The organism is Pseudoduganella lutea (assembly GCF_004209755.1).
Classification (GTDB): Bacteria; Pseudomonadota; Gammaproteobacteria; order Burkholderiales; family Burkholderiaceae_D; genus Rugamonas; species Rugamonas lutea.
Genome location: NZ_CP035913.1, coordinates 5386948 through 5404826, shown reverse-complemented (window position 1 = coordinate 5404826; position 17879 = coordinate 5386948). Strand labels below are relative to the sequence as shown.

Here is a 17879-nt window from a genome sequence, read left to right as displayed (position 1 = left end):
ATGCAGCCGGGTTTCCTGCTGACCCGCCACTGGCGCGATACCGACACCGGTACCGAGGTCGAGTTCTGGATCGCCACCGATGCCGGCGCGCGCCGCGTGCGGCTGCCGCCGCAGCCATCCGTCGCCTTCATCCCGGCCGAATGGCAGGAGGCGGCAAGGACCGTGCTGCGCGCCGAGACAGGTTGCGAACTGCGCCCTCTTTCGCTGCGCGACTTCCGCCACCGCCCCGTCGTGGGCCTGTACTGCCGCCACTACCGGCAGTTGCTGAAACTGGAAAAAAGGCTGCGCGAACACGGTATCGACGTCTACGAGGCCGACGTGCGGCCGCACGAGCGCTACCTGATGGAACGCTTCATCACGGCGTCGGTCACGTTCGAGGGCGATGAACCGGGCGAAGGCGGCGATGGCGTCCTCCGCAACGCGCGCCTGAAACCGCATGAAGGCTACCGGCCCACGTTGCGCCTGGCGTCGCTCGACATCGAAACCACCGCGCACGGCGAGCTGTACTCGATCGCGATCGAAGGCTGCGGCGCGCGCGACGTCTACATGCTGGGGCCGCCGAACGGCGATCCGGGCGGTATCGACTTCGCGCTCACGTATTGCGCCGACCGCCCGGCGCTGCTGACCCGGTTGAACGACTGGATGGCGCGCCACGATCCGGACGCGATCATCGGCTGGAGCGTGATCCAGTTCGACCTGCGCGTGCTGCAGAAGCACGCGGACCGCTTTGGCGTGCCGCTGCTGCTGGGACGCGGCGGCACGCCGATGGAATGGCGCGAGCACGGCAACGGCCAGCACTTCTTCGCGTCGGCGGCGGGTCGCCTGCTCATCGACGGCATCGAGGCCCTGCGCTCGGCCACGTGGAGCTTCCCGTCGTTCAGCCTGGAGAACGTGTCGCGAACCCTGCTGGGCGAAGGCAAGGCGATCGACAATCCCTACGACCGCATGGACGAGATCAACCGCCTGTTCGCCGAGGACAAGCCGGCGCTGGCCCGCTACAACCTGAAGGACTGCGAACTCGTCACCCGCATCTTCGCCCACACGGGCATCCTGGCGTTCCTGCTCGAGCGCGCCAGCGTCACCGGCCTTCCCGCCGACCGCAGCGGCGGTTCCGTGGCCGCGTTCGAACATTCGTACATGCCGTTGATGCACCGCGCCGGCTTCGTGGCGCCGAACCTGGGCGACGTGGCGAACGCCGACAGCCCCGGCGGCTTCGTGATGGATTCGCGCTCCGGGCTGTATGACTCCGTTCTGGTGCTGGACTATAAAAGCCTGTATCCCTCGATCATCCGCACGTTCCTGATCGACCCGGTCGGGCTGATCGAGGGGCTGCGCGAACCGGAGGCCGATACCGTGCCGGGCTTCAAGGGCGCGCGTTTTTCCCGCAAGTCGCACTGCCTGCCGTCGATCGTCACGCGCGTATGGCAAGGCCGCGAGGCGGCCAAGCGCGATGGCAACGCGCCGCTGTCGTTCGCGCTCAAGATCATCATGAATGCGTTCTACGGCGTGCTCGGCGCTTATGGCTGCCGCTTCTTCGATCCGCGCCTCGCGTCGTCGATCACGATGCGCGGGCACGAGATCATGCACCGCACGCGCGCCCTGATCGAGGAACAGGGCTACCAGGTGATCTATGGCGACACGGATTCCACGTTCGTGTGGCTGGGCCGCGCGCACGAAGCGGAAGAAGCGGACGCCATCGGCCGCGCGCTCGTCGCGCGCGTCAACGACTGGTGGCGCACCCACCTGCGCGCGGAATTCGACCTGGAGAGCGCGCTGGAACTGCAATACGAAACGCACTACTGCCGCTTCCTGATGCCGACCGTGCGCGATTCCGACGAGGGCAGCAAGAAGCGCTACGCCGGCCTGGTGCGGCGTGCCGACGGCAGCGAGGACATGGTGTTCAAGGGCCTGGAAACGGTGCGCACCGACTATACCCCGCTGGCCCAGCAGTTCCAGCAGACGCTGTACGGCCTCGTGTTCCGCGGCGAGCCCTACCGCGACTACGTGCGCGACTACACGGAGCGCATGCTGCGCGGCGAACTCGATGAGCTGCTCGTGTACCGCAAACGGCTGCGCCGCGCGCTGGGCGACTACGAGCGCAACGTGCCCCCGCACGTGCGCGCCGCCCGCATCGCCGACGACTTCAACGCCGCCCAGGGCCGCCCGCTGCAATACCAGAACCGCGGCTGGATCCGCTACCTGATGACGACCGCCGGGCCCGAGCCGCTGGAAACGCGGCGGGCGGCGATCGACTACGAGCACTACCTCGACCGGCAACTGCGGCCGATCGCCGATGCCATCTTGCCGTTCGTCGGCGACAGTTTTGCCGGGCTGACGAGCCGGCAGCGGGTGTTGTTCTGAATTGCTGACGCGGCACCGTCGGGCCTGGTGTCAGACACCTTTTCCGGGCGCATTATCCGGAAAAGGTGTCTGACACCGGTGTTCAGCAGCCAACTGGAACAGCATCCGAAAACCGGTGTCTGACACTATTTTGCAAGCAAAATAGTGTCAGACACCAGCGCCTCCAATGCACCAGCCGCCCTACCTCCCCAACAACTTCCTTCCCGCCTCCGCATACGGCGCCGCCTTCGGCACCTCCGTCCACCGCGGCCGCTGCGGATCGTTGGCCATGTCCCGCACGGCCAGCGCCACCATCCGGCCGATGCGCGCCATGTTGTCGTAATCGAGCCTGGCCCAGTCGTCGTCCTTGCCATGGTAGTCGGGGAAGCCGAAGGCCACGGCGAGCGTGTGGGCCGGCACGCCCACGTCGGCGAGCGCCTGGTTGTCGCTGCGGGCGAAGTAGCGGTCGCTGTTGACGGCGTGCTTCCACAGACGCACGCCGGTGCGCTCGCCCGCCTTTTTCAGGTAATCCGTGACGGTCGAATAATCGAAGCCCGTCAGCGTGGCGGTGCCCACCTGGGCGCCTTCGCTGTCGTCCGTGCGGCCGATCTGTTCCAGGTTCAGGTGCGCCACCGTGTCCTGCAGCGGCAGCACCGGGTGGCGGCCGTAGTAGCGCGATCCGAGCAGGCCCAGTTCCTCGCCGAACAGCGCCACGAACGCGATGCTGCGGCGCGGGCGGGTCTTTTCGGCGGCGAGCGCCGCGGCGACGTCGATCACCGCCACCGTGCCGCTGGCGTCGTCGTTGGCGCCATTGTGGATCTCGCCGTTGCGGATTCCCAGGTGATCGTAGTGCGCCGTCAGCATCACGTAGGTGTTCTTCAACTGCGGGTCGCTGCCGCGCAGCACGCCGATGACGTTGCGCAGCTTCACGGCACGCAGCGCCGGCACGCCGACCGTGGCCGCCACCGTGGCGCCTGCCGTTTCCAGCGCGGTGGCCGCGGCGGCATCGTGCAGCACGACGACCGGCGGCGCGCCCGCGGGCGCCACCTGCTCGGGATCGATCAGCCAGCCCTCGCTACGGTTGCGGTGCTGGCCCTTCGTGTCGACCATCACCACCAGCGCCGGCCGCGCCTTCAGGCCGCTGCGCAGCACGTCGGCGGCGCCGGGCACCGGGGCGGCGGGCACCACCAGCACCTTGCCATCGATCTCGGCGCCCGCCTCCATCGCTTCCTTCCAACCCAGGCGCACGACGCCCGTCGCGCCCAGCGTCACCGGTTGCACGAAGTTGGCGGTGGCGGCGGACAGCGGCACGGCGACCGGCTTGCCGCCCGCCTGCACGGTCAATGTGAAGTCCTTTGCGTCGCGATGCGCCTGCTGCCAGTTCGCGGTCTGGAAATAGCCGTCGTCGCCCACCGCTTCCAGGCCGGCACGGCGGAATTGCGCGGCAATATATTCGGCCGCCAGGTCCAGCCCGCGCGATGGCGTGCCACGCCCTTCGAGCAGGTCGGAAGCGAGGAACGACAGGTGGCCGCGCAGCGAGTCGGCCGAGATGCGGTCCGCCAGGGTGTCTGCGGGTGCCTGAGCACTGGCGCCGGTGGCGGCAAAGGCCAGGCTCACGGCCAGGGTCAGTGCGGAAATGTGGTGGCGCATGCTATCGCTTTCTTATGTGTACAAGAAAAATTGAAATATCGCATGGGAGTTGTCGGGCAGTCAATGCTGCGCGGCGTGCCGCCTCCGTGCGGCAAAATGTGCCGTTACCGGGCTGTTCCGAGTAACACTTCTATAAATTATTGTTGCCTTATGGAAATTTCACACGTATCGTTGTCCGACCTCCCCTGAAACCGTTTTCAACCCGACCTTTCAACGTGTCCCCTTCTCCCACCCACCGCCTGATGCACCGCGTGATCGCCGTCCTGGCGCTGGCGACCATCGGTCTCCTGGTGTGGCACCGTTTCGGCATGGAGCGTGTGATCGACCTGACCACGCGGCCCGACGTGCGGCGCGACGTGATGGATGACCGCTGGATGGGCGGCTCGAGCCGCGTGGCGCTGGAGCGGCGTGGCGGAACGTTGACGATGCGTTGCCAGCTGGCGCGCACGATCGACTGGCCCGCCTGCAAGTACCAGTTCGTCATCTCCGACACGGAGACCGGCATCGACCTGTCCGAGTTCGATGCGGTAACGTTCGACGTGTCCTACCGCGGACCCGGGCGCCACGCGCTGCGCATGATGGTGCTGAACTACGAACCCGGCATCTCGAAGGTCGAGAACCCGATGTCGCAGAAGGTCAACGAACTCGAGTTCCCGGTGCCCGCCAGCGGCACGATCCGCGTGCCGCTGAACGTGCTGCATACGGCCACATGGTGGATCGACTACATGAAGGTGCCGCTCGAACACACCGACATGCGGCTCGATAACGTGACGCGCGTGGAACTGCTGACCGGCGCCTCCAGCACGGCGGGCGAACATGTGATCGAGCTGCGCTCGCTGCGCCTGCATGGCAAATGGATCACCAGCCGCGAGCTGTACATGGGCCTGATGGCGGCATGGATCCTGTGCGCGGTGAGCTGGCCGATCCTCACGGCGGTGCAGCTGCGCCGCGAGCTCGGCGACACCGGCCGGCGCCTGGCGCTGCTCGCAGAGATCAACGCCGCGCTGCAGCTGGAAGCGCGCGAACTGGTGGAACAGGCCAACACGGACCCGCTGACGGGGGCACTGAACCGGCAGGGCCTGCGCGCCGCGCTGATGAGCACCTCATCGCTGCTGGCGCCGCCGATGGCCGTGCTGTTCGCCGACATCGACCATTTCAAGCGCATCAACGACGGGCATGGCCACGACGTGGGCGATGCGGTGCTGCGCGACTTCGCGGCGCTGATCCATGGCGAAATCCGGGCCAACGACAAGCTGGTGCGCTGGGGCGGCGAGGAATTCCTGATCGTCTGCCCGGCGACGGGCGCGGAGCAGGCGCGCCAGCTGGCCGAGAAGCTGCGCGCCGCATTGCACACGGGGACCTGGCCGGCAGGTTTGTGCGTGACGGCCTCGTTCGGGATCGCCGCCCGCGCGCAGGACGAGGATATCGGCGCCCTGATCAAGCGTGCCGACGGCGCGCTGTATGCGGCCAAGGCGGCCGGCCGCGACCGCGTCGTGGTGGCGGACGCGCCGGTGCCGCCGGGCGCCGGGTGGCCGATGCTGTCGACCGGCCCACAGTACGACTGACGCAGTGCGACCAGCGCAGTATGACCGACGCAGTAAGACTGACCTCGACTTGCGTTTCCGCAACAGTATCTATTGATCTTAAGCAATTTTTCGGCGTTTTGGGCCAAAAGCCGGCTTACACTTGGCTCGCCAGCGGTCACTGAATCAGTCAACCGCACCGAACAATCCCGAGAGACACCCATGCCCACGCTGACCCAGTTCTTTGCCGACGTTAAACTGCCCACCATCCCCGAAGTGGCCCACGCCCTCATCGCCACCCTCGACGACGAGGACGCGTCGACGAAAAGCGTGGCCGCCATCATCGCCCGCGATCCCGCCCTCACCGCCAAGCTGATGCGCCTGGCAAACAGCGCGCGCTTCGGCTTTTCGCGCGGCGTCAGCTCGCTGGACGATGCGGTGGCGCTGGCCGGCATGTCGCACATCCGCACGCTGGCGCTGGCCACCTGCTTCGCCGAATCGTTCCCGGAACTGCCGGGCCTCGACTCCGGCGAATTCTGGAAAAGCAGCATGGCCTGCGCCGGCTATGGGAAATGGCTGGCCACGGGCCTGGGTATCGACGGCGGCGAAGCGTGGCTGGCCGGCATGATGCTCCGCCTCGGCGAACTGCTGATCTACCAGGTCTCCCCTGCCCAGTTCGCGGAAATCGAGCAGCAGCCCCACCTGCCGGGCGGCCGCTGGGAACGCGAACAGCGCCTGCTGGGCTTTTCCGAAGGCCAGATCACCGCGGAACTGGGCCGCCGCTGGAACTTCCCCGCCAAGATCGTGCGCGCGCTGGAATGCTCGTCCGAGCCGATGGCCGCGAAGCCGTTCTGCCAGCTGGCCGGCGTGATCCACCTGGCCAGCCTGCTGGCCGACACGCCGAGCGACGACCCGGAAATCATCGGCACGCTGCCGGCCGACGTGGTCGACGCGCTGCAGCTGCGCCGCGAGTGGATGATGGCGAAGTTCCCGTCCCACGAGTCGTTCTCCGCCGCGCCTTAAGCACTGAAGCCAGAAGTCTCGAATAGCGCTGGCGTACTGGGGTCTGTCCCCGCCAGTCGTTGACTTCGAGCCTGGACTCAGGCATTGACCAAGGGGACTGACCCCGGTTTTTTGCAGGCGCCAAAGTACCGCATGCAAAAACCGGGGTCAGTCCCCTTGATTTGCGCTGTCGACTTAGGGCGGCGCCAACGACTGGCGGGGACAGACCCCTGTGAGGCAACCGCCATCGGCACCATCCAGCATCCCTTATACTCGCCCTTTTCCCCCGCGAGTCCCCGATGCTGACCCCCGACCAATTCTTCCCCTTCCTGCTGGCCGCCATCGTCCTGACAGCAACGCCCGGCCCCGACAACCTGATGGTGCTGGGCATGGGTATGGCGAAGGGAAGGAAGCAGGGCATCGCGTTCGGCCTCGGCGCTGCGTCCGGGTGCCTGGGGCACACGTTGCTGGCGGCGGTGGGTGTGAGCGCGCTGATCGCGGCGTCGCCCGCGGCGTTCACGGTACTGAAGGTGGCCGGCGGCCTGTACCTCATCAAGCTGGGCTGGGGGGCGTGGCGCCATGCGGGGGCTGTCAATGTCGCCGCCGTGGACACCCTGGCCGATTCCCCTGCGCGGCTGTTCTGGAAAGGCTGCCTGGCCAGCGCAATCAATCCGAAAGTCACACTGTTCTTCCTGTCGTTCCTGCCGCAGTTCGTGGTGGCCTCGCGCGGCGACGCGCCGTGGCAGCTGGCCGCGCTGGGTGTCACGTTCACGCTGCAGGCGGCCGTGATGTTCGGCCTTCTCGGTTATTTCGCGGGCGCCATCGGCCAGTGGCTGGGCCGCAAGCCCCGTGCCGGCGTGGTGCTTGACCGCGTGGCCGGCACCGTGTTCATCGCACTCGGTCTCAAGCTGATTGTTTCACGCTGAAGCCTCGCGCTGAAGCCTCCCGCTGAACCCGGCGCCTGCCGGGCGCATCCGTGCAGTATAGTGCCGCCATGCCAACAAGGAGCTGCCATGGCCGAGCACAAGACTTCCCTCGATCCCGACGACTGGGCGGCGCTGCGCGAGCAGGGCCACCGCATGCTCGATGATATGTTCGACTACCTCGAACACCTGCGCGAGCGCCCCGTGTGGCAACCGGCGCCGGCGCAAGTGCGCGCACGACTGCGCTCGCCGCTGCCGCGCGAGGGCGCCGACCTCGCCACCCTGCACCGCACCTTCATGGACGACGTGCTGCCCTATGCGGTCGGCAATGCGCACCCCGGCTTTTTCGGTTGGGTGCATGGCGGCGGCACGCCCGTCGGCATGCTGGCGGAGATGCTGGCGGCGGGCCTGAACGCCAACGTGGGCGGCCGCGACCAGGTGCCCGTCGAAGTGGAGCGCCAGGTGGCGCGCTGGATGGCCGAACTGTTCCGCTTCCCGCAGGGTGCCAGCGGCATCTTCGTCACCGGCACGTCGATGGCCAACATGATCGCCGTGCTGGTGGCGCGCCGGCGCGCGCTCGGGCTCGAGGTGCGCGATGCCGGCCTGGCCAGCATGGGTCAGGGCCTCGTTGCCTACACGTCCGCCGCGGCGCACGACTGCATTGCCCAGGCGATGGATCTGACCGGCATCGGCCGTGCCGCGCTGCGCCTGGTACCGCTCGACGACGACTTCCGCATGGATACCGCGGCGCTGGAAGCGGCCATCGCCGCCGACGTGCAGGCCGGCCTGAAGCCCTTCTTCGTGGCCGCCACCGCGGGCACCGTGGACACGGCCGCCATCGACCCGTTGCGGCGCGTGGCGGCCATCGCCCATGCCAACGGCCTGTGGTTCCACGTCGATGGCGCCTTCGGCGCGATGGCGATGCTGTCGCCGGAACTGGCGCCGCTGCTGGACGGGATCGATGCGGCCGACTCGATCGCCTTCGATTTCCACAAGTGGGCGCAGGTGCCATACGACGCCGGCTTCGTGCTGGTGCGCGACGGCGAACTGCACCGCGACACCTTCGCCGCCGCGCCGCGCTACCTGAAGCGCGAACCGCGCGGCATGGCCGGCGGCTCGCCGTGGCCCTGCGATTTCGGGCCCGACCTGTCCCGCTCGTTCCGCGCGCTGAAGACGTGGTTCACGCTGCAAGCCTATGGTGCCGACCGCATGGGCGCGGCGATCGCCGGCACCTGCGCGCTCGCGCGCTACCTGGCCGACGAGGTGCGCAGGCGCCCCGCCTTCGAGCTGCTGGCGCCGGTCGCGCTGAACATCGTGTGCTTCCGCTACAAGGTCGCCGGCGAGGATGCCGACGACTTCAATGCCGCGCTGGTGGCGGACCTGCAGGAGGCAGGCATCGCGGCGCCGTCACTGACCACGTTGCGGGGCAAGGTGGCCATCCGGGTGGCGATCGTCAACCATCGCAGCGAGCGGCGCGATATCGATGCGATGCTGAAGGGGCTCGAGGAGCTGGCGGCGCGGCGGCTGGCGGTGGCGCGGTAGACGGGACGTGCCAGGATCGGTTGCCTGGTGTCGGACATTTTTTCCGGGCGCTTCATCCGGAAAATGTGTCGGACACCGGTGTTCGCCAGCCATGTGCCAGCGCACGCAAAAACCGGTGTCTGACACTGTTTCCGGGAGATTCATCCGGAAATAGTGTCAGACACCAGTGGCAGATGCGTCAGCGGCGAGTACGGGCATTCTCCAGCAATTGCCGGAACGCCGTGAAAATCTTGCGCATGGCCGGCTTCTTGTACGGGTACATGGCTTCGTCGTCCATCGCGTGCACGATCATCGCGTTGTCGACCTCGAAAACGAGCAGCTTGCCGTCCGGGGTTTCGGCGCAATCCATGCCCACGTAGGACAGGCCGATGCGCCGGTCGATCTCGGCCAGCGCGGCGCGGTGGCGGGCCGCGAACGTGGCATCGAACTGCGCCATCGCTTCCGCTTCCAGCGCGCGCTTGGCCTCGCTCTCGCCCATGCCGGCGTTCAGGTAATGCACCATCCAGTGTTCGGAACTGGCGAAGTGCGCCAGGTAAGGCACGCCTTCGACCAGCACCACGCGGTACTTGCCGAACAGGCCGTTCGCACCCCGGTAATCGACGAAGCGCGACAGGTAGAAGCGTTCGGCCGGCACCCGCTCCAGGTAGGCCGCCAGGACGGCCGGCGTGTCGATCTTGTCCAGGTCGTGGCCGGCGTGCGATCCCAGTGGCCGCACGATCAGCGGGAACGCGCCATCGGGCAGCAGGTCGCGCAGCAAGTCGGGCGCGGCCGCCAGCGCGGCCAGCTGCTCGCGCGACAGCCGCACCGTTTGCGGCATTTCCACGCCATCGATGCCGCACAGCGCATTGCACACGCCATCGCGCGACAGCACGGCGATCCGGTCCGGCCCGTTGATCACCGGCCGCGGCCACCCGGCGATCCATTCGGACAGGCGCGCCAGCAGCGGCTGGTTGACGTCGTTCTCGCCCATGCAGACCATCATCACGTCGTGCTCGGGCACCACGTCCGGCCATGGCGCGTCGGCGGTCACGTAGAGGAATTCGAGGGTCACGTCCGAGTCTTCCAGCAGGAACTCGATCGGCGTGTTCGCCATCAGGTCGCCCAGGCCCATGATGACCAGCAGGCGCAGCATCTCGCCCTGCCGCGCCGGCAGCGTGTAGTGCGGGCGGATGCGCACCGCCTCGGCCTGCACGTCCATCGCCACGTCGCGATCGCCCGTCAGCTGCAGCGTGATGGCGAAGTCGAGATAGGCGTTCGCGTCCATCTGGTCGGCCTCCGCACGGGCCAGCAGCGCCTGCGCCACCGGCGCCATGTCCTGCTTGTTGAAGGCCCGGCGCATCAGCGGCGCCGTGCCCACCAGCGGCGCAAACGGCAGCGCGGCCGCGGCCACCTGCGGGTCGGCTTCATGCGCCACGTCCGGCACGAAGCGCTTCAACAATGCCAGCTTGCCGGCCAGTCGGGGTGCGTCCCAGCGCGGCGCGTAGTCGTATGGCGTGGCGCCCTCGAAGACGCGCACCGCATAGGGGCGGTCCGACAGCATGATGTGCGCATACAGCGCGAATGCTTCGGCAAAGTCATCGAGCGGCCCCTGCGCGCCGAACGGCGTGAGCCAGGCCGTATCTTCCAGCGCGCGGTAGGCCGCAGCCGCATCGGGGCTGGCACGCGTCGCATCGTCAACCGGTACGAGGGGCGCGATTGGCAAAACCGCGCCTGAGTCGTCCACCCGCCATGACAACGGCAGGAACGTGTATTCTCCGTGCACGGCCCCGGCCCACCAGTCGGGAATGAAGCGGCGTCCGGCAGCCAGCGCCTTGCCAGCCTCGTGCAGCAACAGCAGGCGCAGCGCATTGGCGCGCGTGTCGGCCGCCTCGTCCTCCACCCGCACTTCGATCAGCGAAGGCGAGGCGGGAAACGCCGCGCTGGCGCGCGTGCTGGCCCAGCCGTTCGCGGTGACGTTCGCCAGCTCGCCCGCATCGAGCAGCGTGGCGATGCCAAGGAACTCGCCCTTTGCTGTCACCACGAGATCGGTCAGCGCTTCGCGCTCCAGTCCCTCCACGACATAGGCACCCAGCCAGCAGGTGTGCAGCCGCGCGAGCACGGCGGGCGGCAGGTCGCCCAGGGCCTGCGCCACGTCGGCATCGAAGCCGGGCGCGTCGACGGTCGAAAGGCCGGCATGCGACGCGCGCAGCGCCGCCACCAGGTGGTCCGGCGCGGGGCCGTGGCGCCGCTCCGTCGGTTGTTGGATGGCCTCGTTCCAGAAGCCGGTGTCCGGGCTGATGATCATGGATGCGCTGGCTTGAATTGTCGGAAAGCCAGTATACGACGGATGATCGGAACGTTGAGCGCAACTCGCGAACACCCCGCTCTACAATGGGGAAACACCGAGGAGACCCATGCAACCCGCCGCCACGATCCTGTCGCTCTCTATCGCCCTTGCCTGCGCTGCCCTGGCGCCAAGCGCCCTCGCCGTCGAGCTGCTGCCCCGCGCCGGCGCTGCCGGCGTCAATCCGGACACGCAGCTGCGCCTCGTGTTCGACACGCCGCCCGTCCTGGGTATGCGCGGCCAGGTGCGCATCTACGACGCCGCCGACGACCGGCTGGTCGACACGCTGGACCTGTCGATCGCGCCTGGCCCGACCACGCGGCGCACGGCCCCGCGAGCGCCCTACCTCGCGCATGCCTATCCCTATGACGGGCCGCGCCCCACCAATGCGGACACGAAGCCGGGCACGCCGACACCCGGCGTGGACCCGGCGCCGGTCAACCCGCCCGGTGACTTCCAGCGAACGATCATCGGCGGCTTCACGGAAGGCTTTCATTTCCATCCCGTGATCGTGCGGGGCAATACGGCCGCGATCACGCCGCACCACAACCTGCTCGCCTATGGCAAGAAGTATTACGTGCAGGTCGATCCGGGCGTGCTCGCCGGTGACGGGTTCCAGGGCATCACGGGCAAGGACTGGCGTTTCACGACAAAGCCCCACGGCCCGGCGAAGGATGCGACGCTCGTCACCGTCAGCGCACGCGGCGATGGCGATTTCTCGACCGTGCAGGGGGCGCTCGATCACGTGCCGGATCGGCCGGCCCGGCCAGGCACACGGACCACGATCCTGGTGAAGAATGGCGACTACGAGGAAATCGTCTACTTCCGCAACAAGCGCGATCTCACCATCGTGGGCGAGGATCGCGACAAGGTACGCATCCACTACGCCAACAACGAGGTGTTCAACCCCCATCCGCTGAACGTGGCCACCAACGAGCTGCCCGGCACGTTCCCGTCGCGCCGCGCCGCCTTCATGGCGGACAACGTGCAGGACATCGCCCTCGTCAACCTGACCATTGAAACGACGGCAAGGGGCCAGGCCGAGGGCCTGCTGCTGAACGGCGCGCGCAATATCGTCACGCACGTGACGGTGCGCGGGTCCGGCGATGCGCTGCAGACCAATGGCAGCGCCTACTATCGCCACTTCACGCTCGTGGGCGAAGGCGATACGATCCTCGGCCGCGGGCCGGCGTTCTTCGAGGGATGCGACATCGCCTCGAAGGGAGCCTTCATGTGGATCCGGAACACCGCGGCGAACCACGGCAACGTGTTCGTGGGCTGCCGGTTCACGGCGGTCGACGGGCCGACGGAGATCGCCCGGCTGCCCGACAACAAGGGCAGGAACTACCCGTATGCCGAAGCCGTGCTGATCGATGCCACGCTGGATGGCATCAGCCCCGCCGGGTGGGCCGATATCGGCGATGGCGCCACGCACGCGAAGTTCTGGGAATTCAATTCCCGCGGTGTCGACGGCAGGCCCGTCGACGTCAGCGCCCGGCATCCACGCTCCCGGCAGCTCGATGCCACGCGCGATGCGGCCGTGATCGCGCAATACCGCGATCCGGCCTGGGTGCTGGGCGGGTGGAAGCCCGCGCTGGCGCCGCTCATCCTGGCGCAGCCACGGGCGGTCCCCGCTTCCGGGGCCGAAGCCGGCAGCGTCACGCTGACCGTGCGGGCGGCTGGCGTGCCGGAGCCTGCGTACCGGTGGTTGCGGGACGGGAAGCCGATCGTTTCCGGTACCAGCGGCGGCAAGGAAGGCACGATGGGCCCAGTGGTCTCGGTGCGGGAGCCGGGGCGGTATTCCGTCGAGGTGTCGAACGGCAGCGGGCGGGTCGTCAGTGCGGCGGTGTCGGTCGGTCTCTGAGCGGGCATGGCGGCTGGTGTCCGGGTGTCCGGGTGTCCAGGTATGCGGCATGCCACGCCGATTTTGCCCGGATAGCCTGGCCTGCCTTGCAAGCCCGGGAGAACCCCGACACTTGTGGAACCGGCGCAAGGCGCGCACCACGGCCGCGCGTTCATGGCCAGCTTACGCACAACATTCGGTTAGTTGCATATTCCATCGCATGTCCGCATCGCATGTCCGCATCGCACCTGCGTTCCGACCCGGAGCAGGCGCCTATCGATCAGTTCAGCATTCCACGCCACCAGGCGGCGGCCTTTCGTGGGCGGACATCGGGCCGTATCAGTTCGAGCCGCCACATGCCATGGGGATTGCGGAACAGCGAGTCGGCATCATAATCGATCGGCACGCCTTCGACGATGCGAAAGACCGGCGCATCGGCGGCTGTCGCAAAGGTCTGGCCGGCACGGATCGTCGGGTTCTCGTCGAGCAGATACCGGGTAAAGGTCCGGAGCAGTTCCGCGGCGTCGTCGACATCGGCTTCGTCGACCATTGCCTCAGGGAGCCCGAAGTGATGCATTCCGCACGAGTAGACGTGCGCGCCGCGCACATACAGGACAAAGGCGTCGTGCACACCGAACAGATGCCGGGCGGCGACAAGGCCGCGCCAGGCGCGGGGGCTGTGAGCGACGCCGCTGCTTTCCACTTTGACGCCCAATCCGCCGGCCTTGAGCAAGCCCTCACCCGCAAGCATCAGCCGCTCTGCACTCGCTCGCGAGCCGCCCTCGCCGATCAGGTACACGACCGATGCGTGCGTGGCGATCCGGTCCATGTCGTCAGTGCCTTCCCAATGCCGCCCAGCGCTGGCAAATGCGCTGGTCATACGCGTATCGAATTCCTCGAACTGCAGCTCGAACTTGTCCTTGGTCTCCATGTGCATCAATAGCGGGCCAAGGCATAGGTAACCATCGCTATCGCGAATGATCCGTTCGAGCAGGGCGTGGCGATCCGTCCAATCCCCTGGAATGCACAATATCGATTCTTGTGGTGCCATGGACATCCTTGAGTATCCAGCGCTTCAATCGCGCGTCCATAAAATGTCGAGCCGGCACCGCTTGCCGGTGCGGCTCTTCGCCGGCCGCAGCTTACTACAGCCGGGCGTCGACATGCCATCGGGAGGTTCACGCATGGGAGGGCGCGGGATCGGGGATGGCCGGCGTGCGGGAGTGCGTCCCGGCGGTATGGCGCTGCAGTATTCGCAGTGCGGGGCGCGAAATTCGGAAAGGATGCGGCGGGCGGGAACAGCGGGGATGCTGGCGCCCACCCCGCATGGGGCGAGCGCCAGGACGGACATGGCGGCGCCTCGGGCGAGGCGCCACCGCGCGCATCAGAACTTCATGCGCAGACCGAGGGCGAACGTGCGGCCCGGATCATATTGCGACATCGTGGCGTTGGCGAACTGGAAGTAGCCGCTGCGCTTGGCCTTGTTCAGGTTGACGATGTCGAAGGTCAGCATCGGCAGGCCTTCGCGGTCGAAGATCTGGTCCAGCTCGAAGCTCGACGAGAAGTCCGCCTGCTTGTAGTCGCGGCCGTACAGCGCCGCGGCCGTGATGCCGCTCTGGTTCGCGTTGGCCACCTGGCTACCCTGCGAGTACGTGTGCGACAGGCGCAGCATGTAGCCGTGGTTCTCGTAGTAGACGCCGAAGTTGTTGGTCTTCTTCGGCACGCCCAGCGCGATGAAGCCCTGCGAGCCTTCGCCGCTGGCCTTCTGGTTGATCAGCGTGAGCGTTTCGCTGAAGCCGAAACCGCGCCACGGCAGGATCTTGTCCAGCGGCTGCACCCAGCCGATTTCCAGGCCGCGGATGCGCAGGATGCCGTCCGCGTTGCGCGGCCGAGTCATCACCACGGTCGCGTTCTGCGGACCGCCGCGCGAATCGATCGCCAGCTGCTGCGCCGGGATCAGCGTGTTGTAGTTGATCCCGTACTGCGCCAGGTTCGAGAACGGCATCGTGATGTTCTCGTTCACAGTGAAACCGTTCAGGCGCTTCTGGAACGCGGTCACCGACAGGTAGCCCTCGCGGCCCGTGTACCAGTCCACGCCCAGGTCGATGTTATCCGACAGGTAAGGGTTCAGGCCCGGGTTGCCGATCGTGCCCACGTCCGCCGACACGCCGGAGAAGTTGATGCCGGGGCGCAGGTCGTTCGGGTTCACGCGCGTCATGCTGCGCGAGGCGGCGGCGCGCAATACCACGTCCTTCGTCAGGTCCAGCGCGACGGTACCGGAAGGCAGCGTGTTGCTGTACTCCGTGTTCTGGTACACCCACTGGCTGATGTTCGGATACTTGCTGCCGTTCAGCGTGAGGTTCGCGTTGCGCGGATCGGCCGTCGAGTTCAGCGAGCCCACCTGCTGCTCGGTGCGCACGTAGCGCACGCCCGCGTTCCAGCGCAGGTTGAAACCTGCCGGCTGCAGTTCGCCGTTCGCTTCCACGTAGATCGCCTTCGACTTCTCGCGGATGTAGCCGGCGCTGGCGCCGGTCGACGACGCGCCGGAATCCGGCGCCGTGCTGTTGAAGTAGTCGTAGTTCGAATCGTTGCGGAAGCGGTCCCAGTCCAGCGCCAGGCGGCCGTAAGGGCCAGGCATCAGGTAGTTCTGCAGCGCGGCGTTCGGGATCAGCGAACCGCCGTAGGTCAATGCGGCGTTCTGGCCGGCCGTATAGCCGGTGCCATAGCCCGGGTACAGGGCCGCGGCCGAGGCGCCCGGGGTGCTGGCGCCATTGCACGGCGGCGCACCGTTCGGTCCTTGCAGGAACACACTCGGGTTGTTGCCGCAAACGGCGGCCTGCCACGCGGCGGAGTTGTCCTGCGCGCGGATGGTGCGGTTGATGTCGTCCCACGCGAAGCCGGTGCGGATCGTCAGCTTCTTGTCGCCCCACGCCATGTTCGTGTGGAAGCCCTTGGTTTCCGTCTCGCGCAGTTCGTTCTGGATGTTGACGCGCCCGCCCACCCACTGGTAGTTCTTCGGATCGTTCAGGTCCAGGTTCGACACGATCGACGGCACGCCGCCATTGTTTTCATACGTGATCGTGTTGCCGCTGTTCGGCGCCGTGATCGGCATGATCGTCGGCGCTTCGTGCGTGAAGCGGCTGCGGTTCCAGTTGGCGGCGGCGTCGAACGTCAGCTTCGGCGTGATCTTCCATTCCACGCCCGGATTGATGCCCAGCAGGTCGACCTTGTCGCGGCGCGGGCCGAACTCGATGAAGTTCAGCGCGTTGGCGAACGTGCCCGATGTGGCCACGCAGCCGGCCGCGCAGTCGCTGCGGTCCACCGTCATGTTCAGCGGGATCGACCCATTGTTCCGCACCGCCCACGTGTAGGCGTTGCGCTGCATGTCGTCGTCCTTCTTGCTGTACATGGTGTCCAGGTAGAAGTGCAGGCTTTCGGTCGGGCGGTATTCGCCGGCCAGCACGACGGAAATCTTGTCGCGGTTGCCGTAGTATTCCATCGTGCGGCCCAGGCGCGGCACGATCGCGTTGTCGATCTGGTCGATCGACAGGCCCGGATTGTTCGCCAGCAGGAACTGCTGGTCGATCGCCGTGCCCGGCACCAGGCCGTTACCGGCGTTGGCCGGCACCACGGCCGGAATGGTCCAGTTGCCGCCGCCGGTCGCGTTGCGCCCCGGCGAATTGCTTTGCGCGGCCGTCAGGTTCGGATTGGTCCAGCCCACGGTCTCGAAGCCGCGGGTGCGGTTTTCCTGGCGCGAGAACGAGATGCCGCCCAGCAGGCCGAACTTGCCATCCCACGTGTTCGACGCGATCACGTTGCCGCGGAAGCCCGCCTTGTCGGCGACATGCTGCTTCGTGCCGGTCAGGCCCATCGACAGCTGGCGGCCTTCCTTGTCGAATGGTCGCGCGCTGCGCAGGTTGACGACGCCGGCGGCGCCGCCTTCGATCTGGCCCGCGGTCGGGCTCTTGCTCACCGTAAGCTTGCTGAACAGGTCGGTCGGCAGCAGGTCGAGGTCGACTTCGCGATTCGTGTTGGCGCCATCGATCGGGCCAGACGAGGCCACGGCGATCGGCGAGTTGTTCAGCAGGATCTTCGTGAACGAGGAGCCCAGGCCACGGATCTGGATCGTCATGCCCTCGCCCGTCACGTCGCGCGCGACCTGCACGCCAGGCACGCGGCTCAGCGATTCGGCGATGTTCTTGTCGGGGAATTTCCCCAGGTCTTCGGCGTTGATCGAATCCTGGAAGCCCACGGATTCCTTCTTGTCGCGCGCGGAGGACAACAGGCTGTTGCGATAACCCGTGACTTTCACGGTCTGCATCGCAGGGTCGGCCGCCGCGGGGGTCGTCACTGCGTCGGCGGGATTGGTAGCGGTAGCGGTGGTGGCGTCCTGGGCATAGGCCTGGGCGATCAGGCTTGCCATTACGGTCAAGCCGAGCGCGACGCGCCGGCCGGCGGTCGTTCGATGATTCATGGTCTGTCTCCTGTTTTTATCAGCACTGCCGTGCCATCTGTTGCCTTTTGGTAGCACAGCGGAGTCGAGTTTAGGAGTCGCACGACACAATGTCAACATGTTTTAACATCGTTTGTTAAGCGCTACCATTTGCGCAACAGCGCTGATTTCCTGCGCAAGTTCCCCTATGACAGGGGTCTTGCGTATTGGTCAGGCCAGTGCGATATGCGCAACCATTTGGTAGCGCATATCAATTGCAATTTGGACATTTTGGTTACTA

The 17879-nt window shown here is 66.9% G+C and carries 10 protein-coding genes; 6 read left to right on the top strand and 4 right to left on the bottom strand.

Annotated features, from left to right (window positions below):
• On the top strand, positions 1–2361 hold the full coding sequence (locus tag EWM63_RS23030; RefSeq protein ID WP_207221136.1) for a DNA polymerase II: 2361 nt from the start codon (positions 1–3) through the stop codon (positions 2359–2361).
• Positions 2362–2541: 180 nt separating this feature from the next.
• On the opposite strand, the gene EWM63_RS23025 is transcribed toward EWM63_RS23030, so the two are convergent.
• On the bottom strand, positions 2542–3990 hold the full coding sequence (locus EWM63_RS23025) for a M28 family peptidase (RefSeq protein WP_130188618.1): 1449 nt from the start codon (positions 3988–3990) through the stop codon (positions 2542–2544).
• Between the two features lie 215 nt (positions 3991–4205).
• Between EWM63_RS23025 and EWM63_RS23020 the strand changes: the two genes are divergently transcribed.
• From EWM63_RS23020 to EWM63_RS23005, 4 genes are all read left to right on the top strand, one after another.
• On the top strand, positions 4206–5555 hold the full coding sequence (locus EWM63_RS23020; protein WP_130188617.1) for a GGDEF domain-containing protein: 1350 nt from the start codon (positions 4206–4208) through the stop codon (positions 5553–5555).
• Positions 5556–5735: 180 nt separating this feature from the next.
• Positions 5736–6536 (top strand): HDOD domain-containing protein, encoded by an 801-nt coding sequence (locus EWM63_RS23015; protein ID WP_130188616.1) that lies wholly within the window; start codon positions 5736–5738, stop codon positions 6534–6536.
• Between the two features lie 278 nt (positions 6537–6814).
• Positions 6815–7441, top strand: coding sequence for a LysE family translocator (locus tag EWM63_RS23010; RefSeq protein ID WP_130188615.1), 627 nt, complete (start codon positions 6815–6817; stop codon positions 7439–7441).
• Positions 7442–7528: 87 nt separating this feature from the next.
• Positions 7529–8980 carry a pyridoxal phosphate-dependent decarboxylase family protein gene (locus EWM63_RS23005; protein ID WP_229487457.1) on the top strand — a complete coding sequence of 484 codons (1452 nt, stop codon included), beginning with the start codon at positions 7529–7531 and terminating at the stop codon, positions 8978–8980.
• 178 nt (positions 8981–9158) lie between these two features.
• Here EWM63_RS23005 and EWM63_RS32505 read toward each other — a convergent pair whose 3' ends face one another.
• Complete coding sequence (locus EWM63_RS32505) at positions 9159–11264, bottom strand: hypothetical protein (RefSeq protein ID WP_229487456.1); 2106 nt, start codon at positions 11262–11264, stop codon at positions 9159–9161.
• Positions 11265–11373: 109 nt separating this feature from the next.
• On the opposite strand from EWM63_RS32505, the gene EWM63_RS22995 reads away from it, so the two are divergent.
• Positions 11374–13167 (top strand): pectinesterase family protein, encoded by a 1794-nt coding sequence (locus tag EWM63_RS22995; RefSeq protein ID WP_130188614.1) that lies wholly within the window; start codon positions 11374–11376, stop codon positions 13165–13167.
• Positions 13168–13426: 259 nt separating this feature from the next.
• Here EWM63_RS22995 and EWM63_RS22990 read toward each other — a convergent pair whose 3' ends face one another.
• Both EWM63_RS22990 and EWM63_RS22985 read right to left on the bottom strand, forming a co-directional pair.
• Complete coding sequence (locus EWM63_RS22990; protein WP_165390895.1) at positions 13427–14197, bottom strand: DUF4261 domain-containing protein; 771 nt, start codon at positions 14195–14197, stop codon at positions 13427–13429.
• A gap of 333 nt (positions 14198–14530) precedes the next feature.
• Positions 14531–17620 (bottom strand): TonB-dependent receptor, encoded by a 3090-nt coding sequence (locus EWM63_RS22985; RefSeq protein ID WP_130188612.1) that lies wholly within the window; start codon positions 17618–17620, stop codon positions 14531–14533.
• Positions 17621–17879: the final 259 nt, after the last annotated feature.